18 protein-coding genes are annotated in these 19114 nt (G+C 73.0%); 5 read left to right on the forward strand and 13 right to left on the reverse strand.

The window, feature by feature from the left end:
* Positions 1–7: 7 nt before the first annotated feature.
* From SM418_RS08195 to SM418_RS08215, 5 genes are all read right to left on the reverse strand, one after another.
* Positions 8–1084 (reverse strand): Zn-dependent alcohol dehydrogenase, encoded by a 1077-nt coding sequence (locus SM418_RS08195; RefSeq protein ID WP_371940054.1) that lies wholly within the window; start codon positions 1082–1084, stop codon positions 8–10.
* A complete protein-coding gene (locus tag SM418_RS08200) occupies positions 1081–2277 on the reverse strand; it encodes an amidohydrolase family protein (RefSeq protein ID WP_371940055.1) in 1197 nt (398 codons plus the stop codon). Before SM418_RS08200 ends, SM418_RS08195 begins: the two co-directional genes overlap by 4 nt.
* A gap of 75 nt (positions 2278–2352) precedes the next feature.
* A complete protein-coding gene (locus tag SM418_RS08205; protein ID WP_371940056.1) occupies positions 2353–2775 on the reverse strand; it encodes a nuclear transport factor 2 family protein in 423 nt (140 codons plus the stop codon).
* Positions 2772–5093 carry a CoA transferase gene (locus SM418_RS08210; protein ID WP_371940057.1) on the reverse strand — a complete coding sequence of 774 codons (2322 nt, stop codon included), beginning with the start codon at positions 5091–5093 and terminating at the stop codon, positions 2772–2774. The genes SM418_RS08205 and SM418_RS08210 overlap by 4 nt, the downstream gene beginning before the upstream one ends.
* Positions 5090–6046: an LLM class flavin-dependent oxidoreductase gene (locus tag SM418_RS08215; RefSeq protein ID WP_371940058.1), complete on the reverse strand. Its 957-nt coding sequence runs from the start codon at positions 6044–6046 to the stop codon at positions 5090–5092. The genes SM418_RS08210 and SM418_RS08215 overlap by 4 nt, the downstream gene beginning before the upstream one ends.
* Positions 6047–6198: 152 nt before the next feature.
* Between SM418_RS08215 and SM418_RS08220 the strand changes: the two genes are divergently transcribed.
* The 4 genes from SM418_RS08220 to SM418_RS08235 all read left to right on the forward strand — a co-directional run bounded on the left by SM418_RS08220 (position 6199) and on the right by SM418_RS08235 (position 10014).
* The gene (locus SM418_RS08220; RefSeq protein ID WP_371940059.1) at positions 6199–6624 is read left to right on the forward strand and encodes a Zn-ribbon domain-containing OB-fold protein; all 426 of its coding nucleotides are present in this window, start codon (positions 6199–6201) and stop codon (positions 6622–6624) included.
* Positions 6625–6652: 28 nt separating this feature from the next.
* A complete protein-coding gene (locus SM418_RS08225; RefSeq protein ID WP_371940060.1) occupies positions 6653–7837 on the forward strand; it encodes a thiolase family protein in 1185 nt (394 codons plus the stop codon).
* A 34-nt stretch (positions 7838–7871) separates the two neighbouring features.
* Positions 7872–8732 (forward strand): SDR family NAD(P)-dependent oxidoreductase, encoded by an 861-nt coding sequence (locus SM418_RS08230; RefSeq protein ID WP_371940061.1) that lies wholly within the window; start codon positions 7872–7874, stop codon positions 8730–8732.
* A gap of 79 nt (positions 8733–8811) precedes the next feature.
* Positions 8812–10014: an amidohydrolase family protein gene (locus SM418_RS08235; RefSeq protein ID WP_371940062.1), complete on the forward strand. Its 1203-nt coding sequence runs from the start codon at positions 8812–8814 to the stop codon at positions 10012–10014.
* 42 nt (positions 10015–10056) lie between these two features.
* Here the strand turns inward: SM418_RS08235 and SM418_RS08240 are convergent, their stop codons facing one another.
* From SM418_RS08240 to SM418_RS08275, 8 genes are read right to left on the reverse strand one after another with little or no spacing between them, the layout of a single operon-like run.
* On the reverse strand, positions 10057–10944 hold the full coding sequence (locus tag SM418_RS08240; RefSeq protein ID WP_371940063.1) for an acyl-CoA thioesterase: 888 nt from the start codon (positions 10942–10944) through the stop codon (positions 10057–10059).
* A 49-nt stretch (positions 10945–10993) separates the two neighbouring features.
* Complete coding sequence (locus tag SM418_RS08245; protein ID WP_371940064.1) at positions 10994–11857, reverse strand: hypothetical protein; 864 nt, start codon at positions 11855–11857, stop codon at positions 10994–10996.
* Between the two features lies 1 nt (position 11858).
* Positions 11859–13145 (reverse strand): MCE family protein, encoded by a 1287-nt coding sequence (locus SM418_RS08250; protein ID WP_371940065.1) that lies wholly within the window; start codon positions 13143–13145, stop codon positions 11859–11861.
* Positions 13142–14164 carry an MlaD family protein gene (locus SM418_RS08255; RefSeq protein WP_371940128.1) on the reverse strand — a complete coding sequence of 341 codons (1023 nt, stop codon included), beginning with the start codon at positions 14162–14164 and terminating at the stop codon, positions 13142–13144. Before SM418_RS08255 ends, SM418_RS08250 begins: the two co-directional genes overlap by 4 nt.
* Positions 14165–14183: 19 nt before the next feature.
* A complete protein-coding gene (locus SM418_RS08260; RefSeq protein WP_371940066.1) occupies positions 14184–15224 on the reverse strand; it encodes an MCE family protein in 1041 nt (346 codons plus the stop codon).
* Positions 15221–16306 carry an MCE family protein gene (locus SM418_RS08265; protein WP_371940067.1) on the reverse strand — a complete coding sequence of 362 codons (1086 nt, stop codon included), beginning with the start codon at positions 16304–16306 and terminating at the stop codon, positions 15221–15223. Before SM418_RS08265 ends, SM418_RS08260 begins: the two co-directional genes overlap by 4 nt.
* A complete protein-coding gene (locus SM418_RS08270; RefSeq protein WP_371940068.1) occupies positions 16306–17466 on the reverse strand; it encodes an MCE family protein in 1161 nt (386 codons plus the stop codon). The genes SM418_RS08265 and SM418_RS08270 overlap by 1 nt, the downstream gene beginning before the upstream one ends.
* The gene (locus tag SM418_RS08275) at positions 17463–18521 is read right to left on the reverse strand and encodes an MCE family protein (protein WP_371940069.1); all 1059 of its coding nucleotides are present in this window, start codon (positions 18519–18521) and stop codon (positions 17463–17465) included. The genes SM418_RS08270 and SM418_RS08275 overlap by 4 nt, the downstream gene beginning before the upstream one ends.
* Before the next feature lie 56 nt (positions 18522–18577).
* Between SM418_RS08275 and SM418_RS08280 the strand changes: the two genes are divergently transcribed.
* Positions 18578–19096, forward strand: coding sequence for an RNA-guided endonuclease InsQ/TnpB family protein (locus SM418_RS08280; protein WP_371940070.1), 519 nt, complete (start codon positions 18578–18580; stop codon positions 19094–19096).
* Positions 19097–19114 lie beyond the last annotated feature (18 nt).

Consider the following 19114-nt stretch of genomic DNA (forward strand, 5'->3'; position numbering starts at 1 on the left):
TCCGGTGCTAGACGATCACGGTCCGCACGCCCTCGGCGCGGGACGTCAGGGCGAGGCCGTCGTTGATCTCGTCGAGCCCGATGCGCCGGGAGACCATCGAGCGCAGGTCGAGCCTGCCGGCCTCGGCGAGGCGGATGAACCGCGGGAAGTCGCGCAGGATCTGGGCTCCGCCGACGACCGAACCGGCGAGGCGCTTGCCCGAGAAGACCGCCTGGAGGGCCGGCAGCGTCAGGGTCGCGCCCGCCGCCGGCATGCCGACGAGCGTCACCGTGCCCTCGACCCGCACCATGTCGAAGGCCTGGACCATGAGCTCGGGACTCCCGACGACCTCGAAGGCGTAGTCGGCCCCGTGCCCGCCGGTCAGCTCCCGGACCTGCTCGACGGGGTCGCCCGCCGCCGGGTCGACGATGTGCGTGGCGCCGGCGCGGACGCTCGCCTCGCGGCGTCCGGGCACCGGGTCGACGGCGACGATGACCGCCGCGCCGGCGATGCGCGCCCCCTGGACCACCGACTGGCCGACGCCCCCGCAGCCGATCACCGCGACGCTGGAGCCGGGGACGACGGCGGCGGTGTTGAGGACGGCGCCCACCCCGGTCGTGACGCCGCAGCCGAGGAGGGCGAGCTCCTCGTCCGGGAGGTCGGTCTCCACGGGGACGACGGACGCCTCGTGCACGACCATGGCCTCGGCGAAGGTCCCGCAGCCGCAGAGCGCGGCGGCAAGGCGGCCGTCGCCCAGCTCGAACCGGGGCGCGGCCTTCACCACCGGGTTGAGCTCGCAGTGGTTGGACATGCCGTCGACGCACCGGCGGCAGTGACCGCAGGCGGGCGAGACCGACGCGAGGACCCGGTCCCCGACCCGGACCCTGCGCACCTCCGGCCCGGTCTCCGCCACGATCCCGCAGCCCTCGTGCCCGGGGACGATCGGGAGCGGCAGCGCGGTCCGCCCTTCGATCACGTTGAGGTCGGTGTGGCAGATGCCGCTCGCGGTCACGCGCACGAGGACGTCCCGCGGCCCCACGTCCGGTACCGGAAGATCCTCGACCACGAGGGGCAGGCCGGCCGCGTGGGCGACGGCGACCTTCACCGCGCGGCCACGGGGTCGGGCAGGCCGAGCAGCCCCGCGGTGTTCCCCCTGAGCACCTTGCGGGTGATCTCGGCGTCGCAGCCGGCGAGCCGGGGGAGGTAGTCGCGGGGCTCGCGGAGCCCTTCGGGATGCGGGTAGTCGGAGCCGAACAGCACGTGGCCGGCGCCGATGGCGTCGATGAGCTCGTCCACGTCGTCCTCGGGGAACGGGCAGACCCACAGATGCCGGGCGAGGGCCTCGCTGGGGCGAGCCGGCAGCTCGCCCCCGATCATGGGTCCGCGGCGGCCGAGCGCGGCGGCCTTGTCGACCGTCTTGAAGAGCGGCTTGAGCCAGCTGGAGCCGTTCTCGATCGAGACGATCCGCAGGTCCGGATGCCGGCCGAAGAGGTTGTGCAGCGTCAGCGCGATGAGCGTGTCGACGACGGGCCGCTCGGTGTTGCAGAGCGCCCACTGCAGCGGGGACTGCAGGTGCGAGGGATTGGCGGGGTTCTCGGACCAGTGCGTGCCGTAGAAGTGCTGGTAGCCGCTGTTGGACACGTGGAACACGACGGGAACGCCCGCCTCGGACACGGTGGCCCAGAACGGGTCGAAGACCGGGTCGGCCGGCGAGCGGCCCCCCTGCGGGCCCGGGCAGAGATAGACGAGGCGGGCGCCGGCGTCCATGACCCGGCGCAGCTCGGCCATCGCGCGGTCGATGTCGACCAGCGACAGCATCGGCACGCCGAAGACCCGGCCGTCGGCGCCGTACCCCCAGTCCTCCTCCAGCCAGCGGTTGAACGCCCGGAGGCTCGCGTAGGAGAGCTCGACGTCGTCCCTCATGTCGTACTCGACCGCGACGCCGAGGGTGGGCAGCATGATCGTGGCCTCGAGGCCCTGGTCGTCCATCAGCGCCAGCCGGGCCGGCTTCTCGGTGAACTCGGGGTGGTCCCGGGCGTTGATCACTTCGCGGTGCGTGAACCCGTCGGCGACCCCGCCGGCGAACAGTCCCTGGAGCGCGCCGGGGGCCGAGGCGTGGTCGCCGGGCATGACGCTCATGAACGTCCGCCGGCCGCGCAGGAAGATCCGCCCGAGGCCGTCGGCGCCGCGCTCGACGCGGACCGTCTCGTCCTTGAACCGCGCCTCGATGTGGCGGGAGAAGCAGTCGTCGGGCTCGTAGTAGTGCCCATCGGCGTCGATCAGCCGATACTCCAACACGGTGCACCTCCGGACGGCCCGTCGGCCGGGCGCCGGCCGGGCGACGAAGTCCGTTAGCAAGTGAGTACTCAGTTATTAATGTCCCATCGCGGGCTTCGGCGTGTCAAGGAGTGGGCCGTCCAGCGTCGCGAGGAGCAGGTGCGTGTCCTGCTGGAAGACCCTGATCTCCGCGACGAGCCCGCCGGCGAAGGAGAACAGCTCGACGACGTCGACCGTCGCCGCGCGGCCCGTCCTCCTGGCCGTCCACGTCTGCGTGGTGATCTGCACGACCGCGCCGCCGCACCCGAGGACGCGCGGATCGGCGATCGTGCGGTCCCAGTGGGCCGCGAACGCCGCGCCCATCTCCCCCATGCCGGCGCGGCCGCGGTGCCAGCCGCCGTGCGGCAGCGACTCCGGCTGCTGGATGCGGAACTCCGGATGGAGCAGTTCGAAGGCTCCGTCGACGTCGCCGGCCTGGAACCGGCGCGCCATCTCCTCGACCAGCTCGACGCCGTTCACCCCGGTCCGCCTTCCGCCTGCCGCGCGATCTTCGCCGCGAGCAGATCGTCGATCTGCGCGCGGCCGAGGCCCAGCTCGGCGAGCACCTCCACCGTGTGGTCGCCGACCCCGGGGAGCATCAGCCGCGGGCCGCTCCCGGCCGTGGGGCCGCCGCCGCCCGCCGGCCCGCACCGCAGCAGCGGGCCGATCTGCTCGAAGCGCCCCCAGTCCGGGGTCTCGTACGCGACCACCCGGCCGAGCCGGCGGTTCACCGGGTCGTCGAGGACGGCGCGCCGGAAGCCGTCCCGGTCCAGCGGCTCGATCGGCTCGGCGAGCAGGCCCAGCCCGCGCAGCCGGTCCGCCCACGCAGCCGCCGGCGCCGTGGCGAACGCCGCTTCGAGCACCGCCTCGGCCTCCCGCGCGGCGGCGTCGGCCGCACCGCCGCGCAGCGGCGCGTAGCCCGCCGGAAGCCCCCGGGCCTCGGGCAGGGCCGCCAGCCGCCGCCATCCCTCCGGGTCGGGGACGACGAGCGCGAACCAGCCGCCGTCGCCCCCCTCGTAGATGCGGTAGCCGGGCCCGTAGCCGGTCTGCCGCGCGTCGAGTTCGGGGCCGCGCACCAGTTCGCCGCCGCGCAGGAACACGCCGCTCTGCAGCAGCATCCCGGCGCCGAGCAGGCTCGTCGCCACGCGGCGTCCCGCGCCGTCCGCCGCGCGGGCGTACAGGCCGGCCAGCACACCGGCGGCGGCGACCCATCCCCCGGTCATGTCGATCGGGATCCAGGTCGCCGCCAGCGGAGGGTTGCCGGCGCCGCCCACGGCCCGTTCGAAGCCGGTCACCGCCTGCATGAGCGCGTCGTTGCCCGGCAGCGCCGCCCGGCGGCCGGACGCGCCGAAGGCGCTGGCGTGGCAGTAGACCGCGTCCGGGTTCAGCCGGGCGACGGTCTCCTCGTCGATGCCGAGCCGCTCGGAGACCCCGACGCGGAAGTTGTGCAGGACGACGTCGGCCCACCGCAGCAGGCGCTCGACGGCGGGACGCGCCTCGGGCGCGCCGATGTCGAGAGCGAGGCTCCGCTTGCCCCGCTGGCACGCCGCGACGGCGTACGCGGCGGCGCGCATGGCCTCGCCGCCGGGCGGTTCGACCTTGACGACGTCCGCGCCGAGGTCGGCGAGGATCTCGGCGGCGAGCGGGCCGGCGACGAAGGCCGAGAAGTCCGCGACGCGCAGGCCGGCGAGCAGGCCCGCCGCGCCGCCAGGGGCCGGCGCGGCCGTCCGGCCGGGGTCGCGCGGCGCGGCGCCGAGCGGGAGCACCGAGATCGGCGAGCCGACGAGGACGTCCCGGTGGTCCCCGTCCCGCCGCTCGACGGCGAGCCCGATCTCGGCCAGATGCGGGTCCGCCAGCGCCTCGCCGGGCCCGAGCACGGGCTCGCAGGCGACACCGGCCTCCCGGAGGCGCCCGACCCATTCGTCCCGCGGCCGGGTCGCGAAGAACGACACCCAGCGCGCGGCGCGCTCGCCGAGCCTCCCGGTCATCTGGTCGGTGTAGTAGCCCTCGGCGCTGGGCTCGTCGCCGAGGACCTCGATCAGCTTCGCGTACATCCCCTTGCCGCCGAACCACACCTGGATCAGCTCGCCGTCGGCGCAGCGGTAGAGGAAGTTCGGGAACGTCGAGCCCTTCTCCCAGTAGCCCTCGATCTCGGGTGCGGCGCGCTCGGACCGGCCGATCATGCATCCGAGCGTGGCGAGCATCCCGTCGTAGAGGGAGGCCTCGGCCCAGCCCCCCGCGCCCGTCCGCGCGCGGTGGCGCAGGAGGGCGAGCACCGATCCGGTGAGCAGCGACGCCGTGCCCATGCCGGACGCCCGGACGTCGACGAAGATCGGACCCGGCCGGTGGCCGGCGAGCTGGGTGCAGAACCCGGCGCTCGCCTCCACCAGCAGGCCGAAGTCCTCGACGGCGCCCTTGGCGGTCCGGCTCGGCCCGCACCGGGCGTGGACGAGGGACGGGTTCGCCGCCCGCAGGTCGCGGTAGCCGAGGCCGCGCCCCTCCACGAGCGCCTCGGGTCCGTAGGCGAGCACCACGTCCGCGTCGCGGAGCAGCGAGAACACCTCGTCACGGTCGTCGGTGGCAACGATCCTCTTGTCGCGGTGCCAGGCCCGGCTCCACGTCAGGTCGCGGTCGATGGGCGCGGGCTCCGTGCCGACCACACGGACGACGTCGGCGCCGAGGCCGGCGAGGAGCATGCCGGGGACCCCACCGGCCGGGCCGAGGCCGAGGTCGCTGGTGCCGGCGGCGAGTTCGACGACCGAGAGGCCGGCGCACGGCGATCCGGCGGGGGCGCTCACCGCGCTGCTCCGCCGACGGCCAGGCGCGGGAGTACTTCCTCGGCGGCGAGCGTGATGATGCCGAGGGTGTCCTCGTGCGCGGCCGGAGAGACGATGATGTGCCGGGCTCCGGCGTCGACGAACTCCTGGAGCCGGACCGCGACCTCCTCCGGTGTTCCGGCCGGGGCGATGCGGTCGAGCATGGCGCGCGGCTTGCCGCCGTACGCGCCGCCGAGGAACGCGGCGACGTCGTCTCGGGCGCGGTCCCCGTCACGGCGGATCGAGCAGTACACGTACGCGGCCCACTCGAAGCCGGTCAGGTCGCGTCCGGCGGCCCGCGCCTCGTCCCGGATGGTGCGCACCGAGCGGCCGTAGGCGCCCGGCGACACCAGGTAGGGCATCCAGCCGTCGCCGAGCCGGGCGGCCCGGCGCATCGCGGGCTCCTTGCGGCCGGACACCAGCAGCGGGGGGCCGCCCGCCCGCATCGCCGCCCCGGCGGCCCCCGGCGGACGCACCGGGCGCAGCTCGGCGTCGTCGAAGCCGAAGAACTTCCCCCGGTGGGTGACCGGCCCGCCCTTCCAGAGCGACCGGAGGACCTCCATCGCCTCGTCGGTCCGGGCGCCGCGCTCGGCGACCGGCACGCCGACGGCCTCGAACTCGGCCCGGAACTCCCCTCCGACGCCCACGCCGACCGAGACCCGCCCGCCGGACCGGGAGTCGAGGTCGGCCAGCTGCTTGGCCGCGATCACCGGATGGTAGAGCGGCAGGACGAGGACGGCGGCGCCCACGCGCACCCGCTCCGTCCAGGCGGTCAGCAGGGCGAGGCGGGTGATCGCCTCGCCGGTCGCGCTCGGCGGCAGGACGTGGCCGCCCTGCCAGAGCGACCCGACCGGGAGGCGTTCGGCCGCGGCCAGCCAGTGCCGGTCCGGCTCCGGGATCGCCGCCGCTCCGAGGATGATGCGATCGTCTGGCAACCCGGGCTCCTTCGCGAGTGGTGCTCGGGCCGGCGCCGGACAGCACCGACGGGCCGAAGATAGCAAAGGCTCACTTTCTTATGGAAGCACGTATAGTGAGCGAACACTTCCTTTGTTTGCCCGTTTGCCGGCCCGGCCCGCCGAGGGGACGCATGGACGCGACGACAGGGATACCTCCCGCCGTCACCGAGGAGACCGAACCCTTCTGGGCGGCGGCCCGGGAGGGGCGCCTGGTCGTCGAGCGCTGCTCCTCCTGCGGCGCCGAGTCCTTCCCGCCGCGCGGGATCTGCCGCCGCTGCCGGGCCCGGACGATGGAGCCCGCCGAGATCACCGGCCCCGGCCGCGTCTACAGCTTCACCGTCAACCACCAGCGCTGGCTGCCGGGCCTGGAGGTGCCGTACGCGATCGTCCTGGTGGAGTTCCCCGGCCGTCCCGGCGTGCGGGTGGCGGGCCGGATCCGCGGCTGCGCGCCGGAGGAGACGGCCATCGGCATGCCGGTCGCCGTCGGCTTCGAGCCCGGCCCCGGCGGCTTCGCCATCCCCAGCTTCCTGGCCGTCCCGGACGGCGGCGGCTCGTGACGGGGGCGATCGTGGGGGGCGGCGGCCCGTGAGGGGCACCGAGCTGTTCGAGCGCCGGGCCGTGATCTCCGGGATCGGCCAGTCCGCGATCGGCCGCCGGCTCGACCGCTCGGGCCTGCAGCTCACGCTCGACGCCGTCCTCGCGGCCGTCGAGGACGCCGGCCTGACGGTCGGCGACATCGACGGCCTGGCCATGTTCCCGGGCGGCGGCGCGGCGAACCTGCCCGGCTACGCGGGCGGCAACCTCTACGAGGTCCAGGACGCGCTGCGGATCACGACGACCTGGCGGCAGGGCGTGGTCGAGGGGATGGCGCTGCCCTTCTACGGACCGGCCCAGGCCGTCGCCACCGGCCAGGCGCGCCACGCCGTCATCTGGCGCACCGTGAAGGAGGGCAGCGCGGCGCGCGCCGCCGGGGGACGTCCGGCGTACGGCTCGACCAAGCCCGCCGCCGAGGGCCCGCTGGCCTGGCTGCTGCCGATCGGGATGCTGTCGCCGGTCGTCCAGGTCGCCCCGTACGCCACCCGCTTCATGCACGAGTTCGGCGTCACCCGCGAGCAGCTGGCCTGGATCCCGCTGACCCAGCGGGCGCACGCCGGGCTCAACCCGGACGCCGTGTACCGCGCGCCGCTCACCCTGGACGACTACCTCGGCGCGCGCATGATCTCGTCGCCGATGTGCCTGTACGACTGCGACGTCCCGGTCGACGGCGCCACCGCCATCGTCGTGTCGGCGGCCGAGACGGCGCCGGACCTGCGGGCGCCGGTCCGCATCGAGGTGATGGCCGGGGTCGTCGAGGGACGGCCGTCGTGGGAGCAGTGGGAGGACATGGGCCGGGTGGGCCACGGCGCCGCCCGCGCGATGTGGGCGCGCACCGGCCTGCGTCCCGGGGACGTGGACGTCGCGCAGCTCTACGACGGCTTCACCATCGAGGTCGTGTGGTGGCTGGAGGCCATGGGCTTCTGCGGGACGGGCGAGGCCGGCGCGTTCGTCGACGGCGGCGAGCGCATCGCCCTCGGCGGCGAGCTGCCGCTCAACACCTGGGGCGGCCAGCTGTCGGGCGGCCGCCTGCACGCGGCGTTCGGGCACACCGCCGAGGCGGTGCGCCAACTGCGCGGCGAGGCCGGCGCGCGGCAGGTCGCGGGCGCGCGGGTCGCGGCGGTGACCAGCGTCGGCGGCATCGAGGCGGGCGCGGCGCTGCTGACCGGCTGGTAGCGGCGGGCAGGGACGACACCGAAGGGATCGCGAGATGGCGGAGCGGGCGGGACGGGTCGAGGGCAAGGCGGCGATCGTGACGGGGGCCGGGTCGACGCCCGGTCCGGGGATCGGCACGGGGAAGGCGACCGCGGTCGCGCTGGCCCGGGAGGGCGCGAGCGTGCTGCTGGTCGACCTGCACCCCGAGCGCGCCGAGGAGACCCGGCGGATGATCGAGGACGAGGGCGGCAAGGCCGAGGTGTTCGCCGCCGACGTCACCCGGGCCGCGGGCTGCGAGGCGATGGTCCGCGCGGCCGTCGACGCGTTCGGGACGGTCGACGTCCTGGTGAACAACGTCGGCCGCGCGGCGCTCGGGACGGTCGTCGACACGAGCGAGGAGGACTGGGACCGGGCACTCGACATCAACCTGCGGACGGCCTTCCTCGCGTCCAAGTACGCCGTGCCGGTGATGGCCGCGCAGGGCTCCGGCTCGATCGTCAACATCGCGTCGATCTCGGCGCTGCGGGGCGACGGGACGGTGGCGTACTCGGCGGCGAAGGGCGGCCTGATCGCCATGACGATCGACATGGCGTACTCGCACGGACGGCAGGGCATCCGGGTCAACGCGATCGCGCCGGGCCACATCACCACGCCGATGGTGCTGTCGGTGACCGCGCCGGGACCGCGCGCGGAGTTCATGAACGCGATGCGCTCGGAGGCGGGCCTGCTCGGGACGCCGGGCGACGGCTGGGACGTCGCCTGGGCGGCCGCGTTCCTCGCCGGCGACGAGGCGCGGTGGATCACCGGCGCCGTCCTGCCCGTCGAGTCCGGCGTGCTCAGCGTGACCCCGCTGATGATGGCCCCGCACCTGCGCGCCGTCCCCGAACCGGGCGCAAGCCGTCGCGCCGTCCCGTGACCGTTGCGCCGTCCAGGGCGCGACCCTAGAGTAAGTGAGTGAACGCTTCCTAACAGTCGGGCGGAAGGAGCCACGCGCCATGGCCGACCAGGACGCGGCAGGAGTCGCTCTCTGCGAGCGGTACGCGGTCGCCGACGTCGACTCCCACATCATCGAACCGGCCGACCTCTGGACCTCGCGCGTCTCCTCGAAGTGGGGCGACCTCGTCCCCCACGTGCGGTTCCACGAACGGCGGCAGGAGGACTACTGGTACATCGGCGACCGGAAGCTGTACGGCGCCGGCGCCTTCGCCCAGGCCGGCTGGCCCGAGTTCCCGCCCTCCCACCCGAAGCGGCTCTCCGAGGCGCTCCCGGCGGCGCTCGACCCGAAGGAGCGCCTCGCCTACATGGACAAGGTGGGCGTCTACTACCAGCTCATGTATCCGAACATCCTCGGGTTCCACAGCCACGTGTTCCTCAACCAGATGCCGCGCGAACTGGCGACCGAGTGCGTCCGGGCCTACAACGACTGGCTCGTGGAGTTCTGCTCGGCCGACTCGCGGCGGCTGATCCCGATGATGATGCTCCCGTTCTGGGACATCGACGAGTCCGTCGCCGAGATGAGGCGCGCCCACGAGATGGGCCACAAGGGCGTGCTCTTCGCCGCGCGCTACGACAAGGTCGGCCTCCCCCGGCTGGTCGACGACTACTGGAAGCCCCTCCTCGGCCAGGCCCAGGAGATGGGCCTCAGCATGAACTTCCACGTCGGCTTCCTCGCGGCTCCGGAGGACCTCAAGGGCGCCGTCGACCAGTCCAAGAAGCTCGACTTCACCCGGGAGAGCTCGCTGGTGCTGCTGGGCAACGCCCAGAACATCGCCGAGGTCATCCTGAGCGGCGTCTGCCACCGCTACCCGGACCTGAAGTTCGTCTCGGTCGAGAACGGCGCCGGGTGGCTGCCGTTCCTCGGGGAGACGATGGACTGGCAGTGGCTGAACGTCGGCGCGCACAAGGACTACCCCGACCGGATGCTCCCGAGCGAGTACCTGCGCCGGCAGATCTTCGGGATGTACTGGTTCGAGCGCAAGTCGGTGCGGGCGGTGATCGACGAACTCGCCGACAACCTCATGTTCGAGACCGACTTCCCGCACGCCACGAGCCTGTCCCCCGGCCCGGCCTCGGAGTCGCCGAGCCCGCGCGACGTCATCGAGGAATCGCTCGCCGGGCTCTCCGACGAGATCGTGGGCAAGGTGCTCCAGCACACCGCGACCAGGCTCTACGGTCTGGAGCCCCCGGTCCGGAGCTGACCTTGCGTCCGGGCGACCGGCGTCGCCGCCGGCCCGCCCCGGTCACAGGCGGGCTTCGACCGGCATCGACGCCGCGGGCGACGCGCCGGCGTCGAACGCGCGGATCATGGCGTCCTGGGTGAACGATGCGAGCAGGCGCCCGTCCTCCGTCAGCACCTGGCCGCGGACGTGCGCCATGCCCGCACCGGCGTAGGCGCTCTCGTGGTGGTAGCGGATCCAGCCGTCCCACTCCACCGGGTCATGGAAGCTCACCGCGATGGCCAGGGGCGCCGTCGAGAGCGTGCGATGCGCCTGGGACGTGCCGACCCCGGGATGCGGGCGCATCGCGGTGGAGATGGACAGGTGACCGGTGAAATGCGCCAGCAGCGCGCGGCGCAGGTCATCGCGGTCCGGCACGGTGTCGTAGCGGAGCCAGGCGTCCAGGGTCGGCGGTCCGACCTCGTCGGGACTGTTGTGATCGCGTACGCCGTCGAGGCGCAGCTCCCTGCCTCGCAGCGGCATGCGGACGGGATACGCGGCGTCCGGTCCGGCCACCGGCGGGCCCGTCCACCGGTCATGCCGGATCACGTCGGGATGCGGACGGTCGAGCAACACGTTGGCGGCCGCGCACGTCCGCTTGCCCTGCCCGACGGTCACGGCGGCGCCGGCGAACGAGCGTCCCGCACGCACCGGCGCGACGGTGAACTCCAGCGGGCGTTCCGGGTCGGCGGCGGACACGAACATCGCGTGCGCCGAACGCACCGTCCGGCCGGGAAGGGCCTTACCCGCGGCCACCAGGCACTGGGCCAGCATCTGGCTGCCGTCGACCACCCGCCGTCCCCCGCCGTCGCTGTCGCCCAGGAAGCGGTTCGGCGCTTCCTCGGCCGGCGCTTCCTCGACCGGCGGGACGTCGAAGATGGCGATCATCCGGTCGAGCGACGACTCCGTCACGACCGCACACCCGCGAAGATCCCCTTGCCCATCGCCACGCGGACCGCCGTCACGGCTCATCCTTCTTCGGCGACGCCGAGGGCGACGCGCTCGGCAGCGGCTTGCCCTTGAGGTCGGTCGCCGACTCGTTGCCCACCGAGAGGGTCTCCGGCGCCTTCGAGACCAGCCAGCGCCCGCGTTCCCTGGCGAGCTGGAAGCGGATCACCGTGCCGGTCAGGTTCGAGATCCCCTTGCTGTTGGTGACCTTCCCGTTCAGCTCGACGATCACCGAGGCGGACGTGCCGGCGAGGTCGGCCACGTAGACCCGGGTGACGCGGGACGTCCAGACGAGCTTCCCGCCGGTGATGATGGCCGAGATCGTGTCCCGACTCTGCTCGGCCTCGTCGGCCAGCTTCACGGTCATCACCGACGCCTGCCGGTTCAGGTACCGGTCGACCTGCCGGTAGTCGTAGTTGTAGAGGGTGTTCGCGATCTCCCCGGCGCGCACGGCCACCTGCCGCCGCGGCGCGTCCTCGTCCGCACTCGTCACGCGCCCGGCGAAGAACCCCGAGGCGCCGACGGCGGCGGCGACCAGTACCGCCAGAGCGGGCGCCGCCCAGCGGCGAAGCCGCCCCTTCGCGGGCCCCTCCGCCTCGGCGGGCTTCTCCGCTTCGCCGGACTTCTCCGCTTCGGCGGACTCCGCTTCGACCGCGGGCTCGGCCTCGTCCTTCTCCTGCTCCTCGGCCTTGTCCTGCGCCGCACGCCCGTCCGCCGCCTCCTCGTCCGCCGCGTCCTCGGCGGGGTCGGCCGGGCTCCTCCCCGGATCCGCCGGGATCCGGGCGCCTTGCAGCAACCGCTCGAACAGCTCCCGCAGGTCGTCCTCGTACTTGGGCTCGACCCGCGTTCCAGGCTTCTTCGCCGGTTCGGACGTCATGTCAGGCTCCAGGGGTGCGTCGGCGTAGGCTCCGCCAGACGACGACGAGCGTCCGGCGGGTGGTGACGATCAGGATCGCCAGTGCGATCAGCGGCGGGAGGTAGATCAGCCACGGGCTGGGGCCCGGGTCGTCCTTCGTGCCGGAGGTGTTGCGCACGGCGACGCCGTCCGTGGTCGCTCCCGCGCCGGACGTCGTCGGCGACTCCGTGCCCTTCGCCGCCGCCCCCTTCCTCGGTGATGGCACCCGCACACCCGCGCACGCCGGGACGGAGCCGACGTCCGGGAGGGGCTTCAGGTTCCGGTACTCGGGGGCTGGCGCGGGCTTGTCGCCGGTGACGACGAAGTCGATGTGCAGGCTGGCCGGCTCCTCGTCCGGCGGGGCGACCATCCTGAGCACTTCGGTCATCTCCGTCGCGTGCGACTCGGCGTATTCGAGCGACTTGATGGACCGGTCGTCGAGGATGACGGGCATCACGGTGCCCAGGTTCTTGAGCGTGCAGTCGTTCTGCCGCCGGGTCTGCGACAGGATCGCGTCGAACTTGCCGAGCAGCCCGGGAGCCTGCTCGGTCAGCCGCCTGAGCTCCTCGTCGTTCTGCGCGAGCGCGTCCATCACGCGGGAGAAGTCGTCGAGCCCTCCCGCCAGCTCGCCCCGCTTCGCGGTGAGCAGGGTCGTGGTCGTCGTCAGCTCGCCGATCAGCCCGTCGAGGACCTCGCTGTTCCTGGCGAACGTCCCGGTGAGCTGCCCGGTCCCGTCCACCATCTTCTGCAGCGAGTCCGACCGCCCGTCCCAGCCGGCGGCCAGCTCGCGGCTGACGGTCCGCAGGTCCGCCGCGTTCAGGCCGGTGACCGCTTCGTTGGCGGCGGTGAAGAGCTCGTCGTAGGACGCCGCGACGCTGGTGCGGGCCAGCGGGATCACCGCGCCGCGGCGCATCGGCGGGCCGCCGGTGGCGCCGGGGGGCAGTTCGAGGCTGACGTACGGCTCGCCGATCGCGGACTTGCGGCCCGCGACCGCGACGGCGTTGCCGGGAATGCGCTGCCCGCGGTCGATGTCCAAATCGGCGACCACCTTGCGGCCCTCCAGCCGCACGGAGTGGATCCTGCCCACGGCGACGCCGAGGTAGGCGACGTCGAAGCCCGGCTGCAGGCCGGGCGACGACTCGAACTCGACGCCGAGCCGGTAGTAGCGCTCCGGGAAGTTCAGCGTGACCACGTTGCCCAGCGCCCAGCCCGTCAGCAGCAGGCCGAGCAGGCAGAAGACGACGAGGTTGACGACGATCCGCCGGGTCATGCCCCCCGCCTCTCCATCAGCCTGTTCAGCGAGGTGATGAGCTGGGCCGCCTGCGGCGGGCCGGTCGCGCCGCCGGCCTTCTTGGACACGACCGGTTTGAGGACCGGATAGGTGAGCAGCTGGCCGTTGAAGACGCCCTTCGGAAGCCTGGTGACGAAGTTCTCCATCTTGGCGATGAGCTCGCCCAGGTTGGAGTTGTCGGCGGCCACCGTCCGGAGCAACGGGCCGAGCTGCCGGACCATCTGCCGGATCTCGGTGAGGCGCCCGAGCAGCACCGTGTCGTCCATCGCCCCGACCAGGTCGGTGATCTTGTCGAGCGTGTCGATCATCTCGTCCTTGTTGCGCTCCAGCACGCGGGTCGCCTCGGCGAGGCCGCCCGGAAGCCGCGCGAGCTGCTTCTCGTTCGCGGCGAGGGTGCGGCCGAGACGGGCGAAATGCGTCACGGCCGAGTCCAGCCGGGTCCGCTGCGCGGCGAACAGCGCGACCAGGTCGTTGACCTGGCCCGTCATCGTCGCGAGCTGCTCGCCCCTGCCGCCGAACGCGGCGGCGCCGGCGTCGACGATCGTCCCGACGTCGCCGGCGGAGACCGCCTCCAGCAGCGGCGCCGCCTTGCCCACCACCTGCTCGAACGCCGGCACGACCCGGGTGGAGGCCAGCACGGTGCCCTCGGGCAGGAAGGGCCCGCCGTCCAGGCCGCCGCGCGGCGGGAGGAGCCCGACGAAGTTCTCCCCGAGCAGCGAGGTGATCGACAGCTCGGCGGAGGTGCCCTGCGGCACCTTGAGCCCCTTCTTCAGCGACATGGTCACCCGGACCCGCGAGGACGCGCCGGTGCCGATGAGCCGGATGCCGGTCACCGTGCCGATCCGGACGCCGTTGATCTGGACGGCGTGCCCGACGGCCAGGTTCTGCACGTCGGTGAAGTCGGCCGCGAGCCGCATTCCGCCCTGCGGCGACCCGGCGGTCTGGTAGGAGCAGCCCGAGGCGGCGAGCGTGCCGGCCAGCACGGCGGCCATGATCATCTGCTTCACGACGGCATCCTCACTCGCAGTTCGACCACGGCGGCGGCAGGCAGGGGACGTTCTCGTCGACCGACGGCTCCCTGAGCGCGGCCGCCAGGTAGCCGCGGAGCACGTTGTCGAGCGCGACCCGGCTGGTGAACGCACGGGTCTTGTAGTTGGTCATGTTCTGCGAGCCGTAGACCAGCGGGCCGATCGCCCGGACGAACTGCGCCGTCTGCGCCGAGTTCCCCTTCACCACCAGCGAGATCTGCGCGATCGTGCCGAGGTCGGAGACGAGCTTCTCCTGGTAGTCGGTGATCAGGACCTTGCCGTTGCGGACCAGGTCGGCGAGCGACCTGATGAAGGCGGCGATCTCCCGCCGCTCCCCGACGAGCGCGTCGCTGACCGTCGCGAAGTCGTCGATGAGCCTGGTCACCGTCCGCTGGCGGCTGTTGACCTGCCGCGCCAGCTTGTGCAGGTTCTCGGCGACCTGCAGCAGTTGCCGATCCTGGCCCGCGATGGTGCTGGTCAGGTCGGCGGTCTGCTGCAGCGCCCGGTTGAACGCGGTGCCGTTGCCGGAGAGGGCCTGCGCCCCGTCGTGCAGCAGCTTGTTGGCGTCGGCGAGGTTGAACGACTTCAGCAGGGTGGTGAAGGACTTCAGCGCCTGGTCGACCTCGACCGGGACCTCGGTGCGCCCGACGGGGACGACCGCGTTGTCACGCAGGCGGGACGTGCCCGGCCGCCACGCGGGCGCGAAGGTCAGGGTGCGTTCGCCGATCAGGCTGAGCGGGACGATCGCGGCGCGGGCGTCGGCGGGCAGCGGGACGTCCTCGTCGATCGAGGCGACCACCTTGACCCTGCCGTCCTGCTGCGGGGTGACCGATTCGACCGTTCCGACGCGCATGCCCATCACCTGGACCTGCGACTTCGGGTAGAAGGCCACGGCCTTGGTGAAGTAGGCCGTGACCCGGTAGGCGCCCGCGCTCCCGCCCGCCGGCAGGGCGGTGCATCCCGCGGCGAGCGCGCAGGCGGCCAGGACGGCGGCGAGTGGACGCCGGTGGTGGATCAGGCGGCGGATCAATTGCCACCTCCGGTCACGTCGGGCGGGGCGGGGGTGACGTCGGGGTGCGGATAGTTCGGCGGCAGGTAGCTGGGCTGCGGCCCGAGGAGGCTCGGCTGGAGCGGGCCGATGCCGGCGATCGAGCCCTCCAGCCAGCGGCCGTTCGAGTTGGTGGTCTGGCTGAGCTGCAGGGCCGCCGGGCCGAGCCAGGCCAGGGCGATGTTGAGGTTCTTGAGGCTCCCGCCGTCGCCGAGGTTCCGCAGCACATCGTGCATGTCGTCGAGCAGTTTCCGCAGGTCGGCGCCATGCTTGGAGATCACCTGGTCCAGGGTGCCGACCGCCCTGGAGCCCTTGCCGAGAGCGGTCGCGAGCTCGGTGCGGCGGCGCGCCAGCACGTCGAGCAGCTCCTCGGCCTGCTCCAGGAGGGTGGCGAGCTGCCGGTCCTTGCTCGCGAGGACGGAGGTGAGCCTGCCGCTGCCCGCGATGATGGCCTGCACCTCGGGTGCGCGTTTGTTCAGCGTGGTGGTGAGGGTGTCGAGGTCGGCCAGCATGGCGGCCAGTTCCTTCTGGCCGGGCAGCCTGATCCCCGCGGCCTCCTTGAGGACCCTGTCGATCGACTGCGTGTCGAGCCTGGTCACCAGGCCCGTCGAGGAGTTGATCGCCTGGTTGAGCGTGTAGGGGATGCTCGTCCGGTCCAGGGGGATGCGGCGCCGCGACTCCGGCACGCTGCTCAGGTAGGGCCGGACGACGGGGCCGGACAGCTTGAGGTACTGCCCGCCGAGCAGGTTCGCGGCGCGCACGTCGGCGCGCGTCTGCGGCCCCAGCTTGATGCCGCCGTGCACCTTCCACCTGACGATCACGTGCCCGCGGGCGAAGTCGGGCCGCACGCTCTCGACCCGCCCGATGCGGACCCCGGCGACCTGCACGTCGTCGCCGGCCTTCAGCCCGCCCGCCCCGGCGAACACCCCGGTCATCGCGTAACCGCGCTCGCCCAGCCCGAGCGCTCCGTAGGCGTAGGTGAGCAGGAGCGCGATCGCGATCCCCACCACCCCGACCACGGTGACGCGGGTGGTGCGGTATCCCCGGTAGGTCCGGCCGGCCATCAGCGTCCACCCCCGGCGTTCGCGGCGTTCAGCAGGAACAGCGACGCCACCTTGGCGAACTCCGCACGCTGCGCGGCGGTCATCTTCGGCGTGCCGTCCGTGCCGCCCCCGCCCGGGACCTGCGCGGGCGGGAACGGCAGGACGGGGGTGAACGGGCACGGGTCCTGGAGTTCGCTGACGCTGAGGCACACCATCGCCGAGCGGACGAAGTGACCGCCGTCCATCACCGACAGCAGTGCCTGCAGCGAGGCCGGAAGACCGTTGACGATGCCGCTCAGGACCTTCATGTTCGTGCGGGCGATCTCCAGCAGGTCCTTGGTGGAGGTGACGATCTGCCCGAGTTCGCGCGTGCTGCCGCCGATGGCCTGGTCGAGGTGGCCGCTGAACCTGCTCATCCGCACCAGCGCGGTGTCGAGGGTCGTGCCGCTGGACGCGAACGCCCGGGTGAGGGACTGCAGGTTGTCGACCACCTCGCCGATCTGCTCGTCCCTGGTGGCGACGGCGTCGGTCACCGTCCGGTAGTCCTTGAGCATCTGGTCGATCGTGGCGCCGCGCGAGCCGAAGGTCTCCAGCAGCAGGCGCAGGTTCTTGATGATCTGGTTGATGTCGCCCTGGTTGCCGTCGAGCGCGACGGAGAAGGACTGCAGGATCTTGTTGAGCTGGTCCGGGTCGAGGCTGCCGGTGAGCGGCCCGAGGCTGTTGATCACCGCGCCGAGGTCCACCGTCCCCTTGGTGTGCTTCACCGTCGCGCCCGGCGCCAGCAGCCGGGGGCTCGCGCCCGGGTTCAGGTAGAGCTCCCGCGCCCCGACGAGGTCGCGCCACCGGACCTCCGCCACCGAGTCGGCCGGCAGCCGGACGTCCTCGCGCACCGACATCGTGACCCGGGCCCTGCCGGACGTCACGGCGATGCCCCGCACCCGCCCGACCGTCGCGCCCCGCACCTTCACGAGATCTCCCTCCCTCAGGCCGGAGACGTCGTCGAAGTTGGCGGCCAGCCGGTAGGACCGCTGGAAGTCGGTGCCCATGATCTTGACGGCCAGGTAGCCGGTGAGCGCGATCGTGAGCACCGCGAACAGCGCGAAGCGGACGGTGGCCCGGCGGCTCGGCCCGCCGGCGCCGCCGCGGCGCGGCCGGCGCACGAGGCTGCGAAGGCCCATCATGGTCCTCCCCCGCCCGGACGGCCCGGGAGCGGCTCGGGGGCGGGCGCGCACAGCCCGAGGATCGAGGTGCAGAGCAGGTCGTCGACGTACAGCTGCACCGACTCGGTGGACAGGACGGTGCCGTGCGGGCCCTTGACCTTCAGCAGCCCGGCCACCTGGTCGAAGAAGGCGCCCGAGGCGGTGATGAACTGCGGGGTCGTGGCGCGGTAGCGGTAGCCGACGTCGATGGCCGGGACGACGCTGGAGATGATGGCGCCGGGCGCCTCGGGGTTCGCCCGCAGCAGCGAGGCGATCTCGGTGGACACCCGGCTGGTGCGCTTCAGCGTCGCGTTGAACGCCGCGGGGTCGCTCACCAGGATCGGGTCGATGACGTTGAGCGCTCGGGTCAGCCGGACGATGGCGCCGCCGCTGTCGTCGAGCGTCGCGCTCAGCGCCGCCGTGTTGCCGATCAGCGTCCGCAGGTTGCGGATGTTCCGGGTCGACATCGCCAGCAGCGTGGCGCTGTCGTCGATGGTCCTGGCCAGTTGCGGGCCGCGGCCGTCGAGTCCTTGCGAGAAGGTCCGCAGGATGGTCGAGACGTCGACCGGATCGATCGCGCTGAGCAGCTCGTGGGCCGGACCCGCCATGTCGCTCAGCTCCGGCGGCACCCGGGTGCTGGTCACGGTCGCCCCCGCGGGCAGGTAGGGGCCGGACTCCTCGCCCGTCCCCGGCACCAGGTCGATGAACTTGGGGCCGAACACCGACAGGGGCTGGATCGCCAGCGAGCCGGTCGACGGCATCCGGAAGCCCTTGTCGAGCCGGAACCGCACCCGGACGGCGCCGCCCCGGTCGAGGGTGACCTTCTCGACCCGGCCTACGTTGATGCCGCGGATCTTCACGTCCGACTGGTCGTCCAGTCCGGGGCCGACCCGGGTGAAGACGGCCTGGTAGTAGGTCGCGTCCGGATGGCTCTGCCGGACGCCGAGGTAGCCCGCCAGGGCGCCGGCGGCGATGGCGCCGGCGCCGAGGAGGCTGAACAGCCGCCGTGATCGGGGCGACAGGTCGCTGTTGTTCATCGGATGCCCACAGCGTGGAAACCCCGTCCTTCAGGGCGTGGAGGGAACGCGGAACGGTGCGGCACAGCGGCCTTCTGGGTTCCCGGCTGAAGGCCCGTGAGGCCGACCGCCGCAAGGACTGGATCGAGAAGACCAGCACGGATCTGGCGCGCCGGTTCGACGTCATCGCCGTCGAAGACTTGAACGTGCGGGGCATGACCGGGTCGGCGCGCGGCACCCTGGAGCGCCCCGGCGTCAACGTCCGCGCCAAGGCCGGGCTCAACCGGAGCATTCTCGCCAGCGGATGGGGGCGGCTGGTCGCCAGGCTGGAGCGCAAGGCCCCCGGACGCCTGGTCCGGGTCGATCCGCGTTACACGTCGCAGACCTGCAACGCCTGCGGGCACCGCGCACCCGGCAGCCGTGAGAGCCAAGCGGTGTTCTGGTGCGTGGCCTGCGGGCACCGGGCCAACGCCGACCTCAACGCCGCACGCAACATCCGAGACACCGCCGTGGGGGGCACGGTGGCCGCGCGGGGAGGCGGGGCACCGGCCCGGCCCGTGAACCGTGAACCTCAACCCACTCTCCTCTCTTCGTAGCGGAAGGGTTGGAATCCC

Origin of the sequence: Actinomadura chokoriensis (genome assembly GCF_041463665.1) — a bacterium.
Lineage (GTDB): Bacteria > Actinomycetota > Actinomycetes > Streptosporangiales > Streptosporangiaceae > Spirillospora > Spirillospora chokoriensis_A.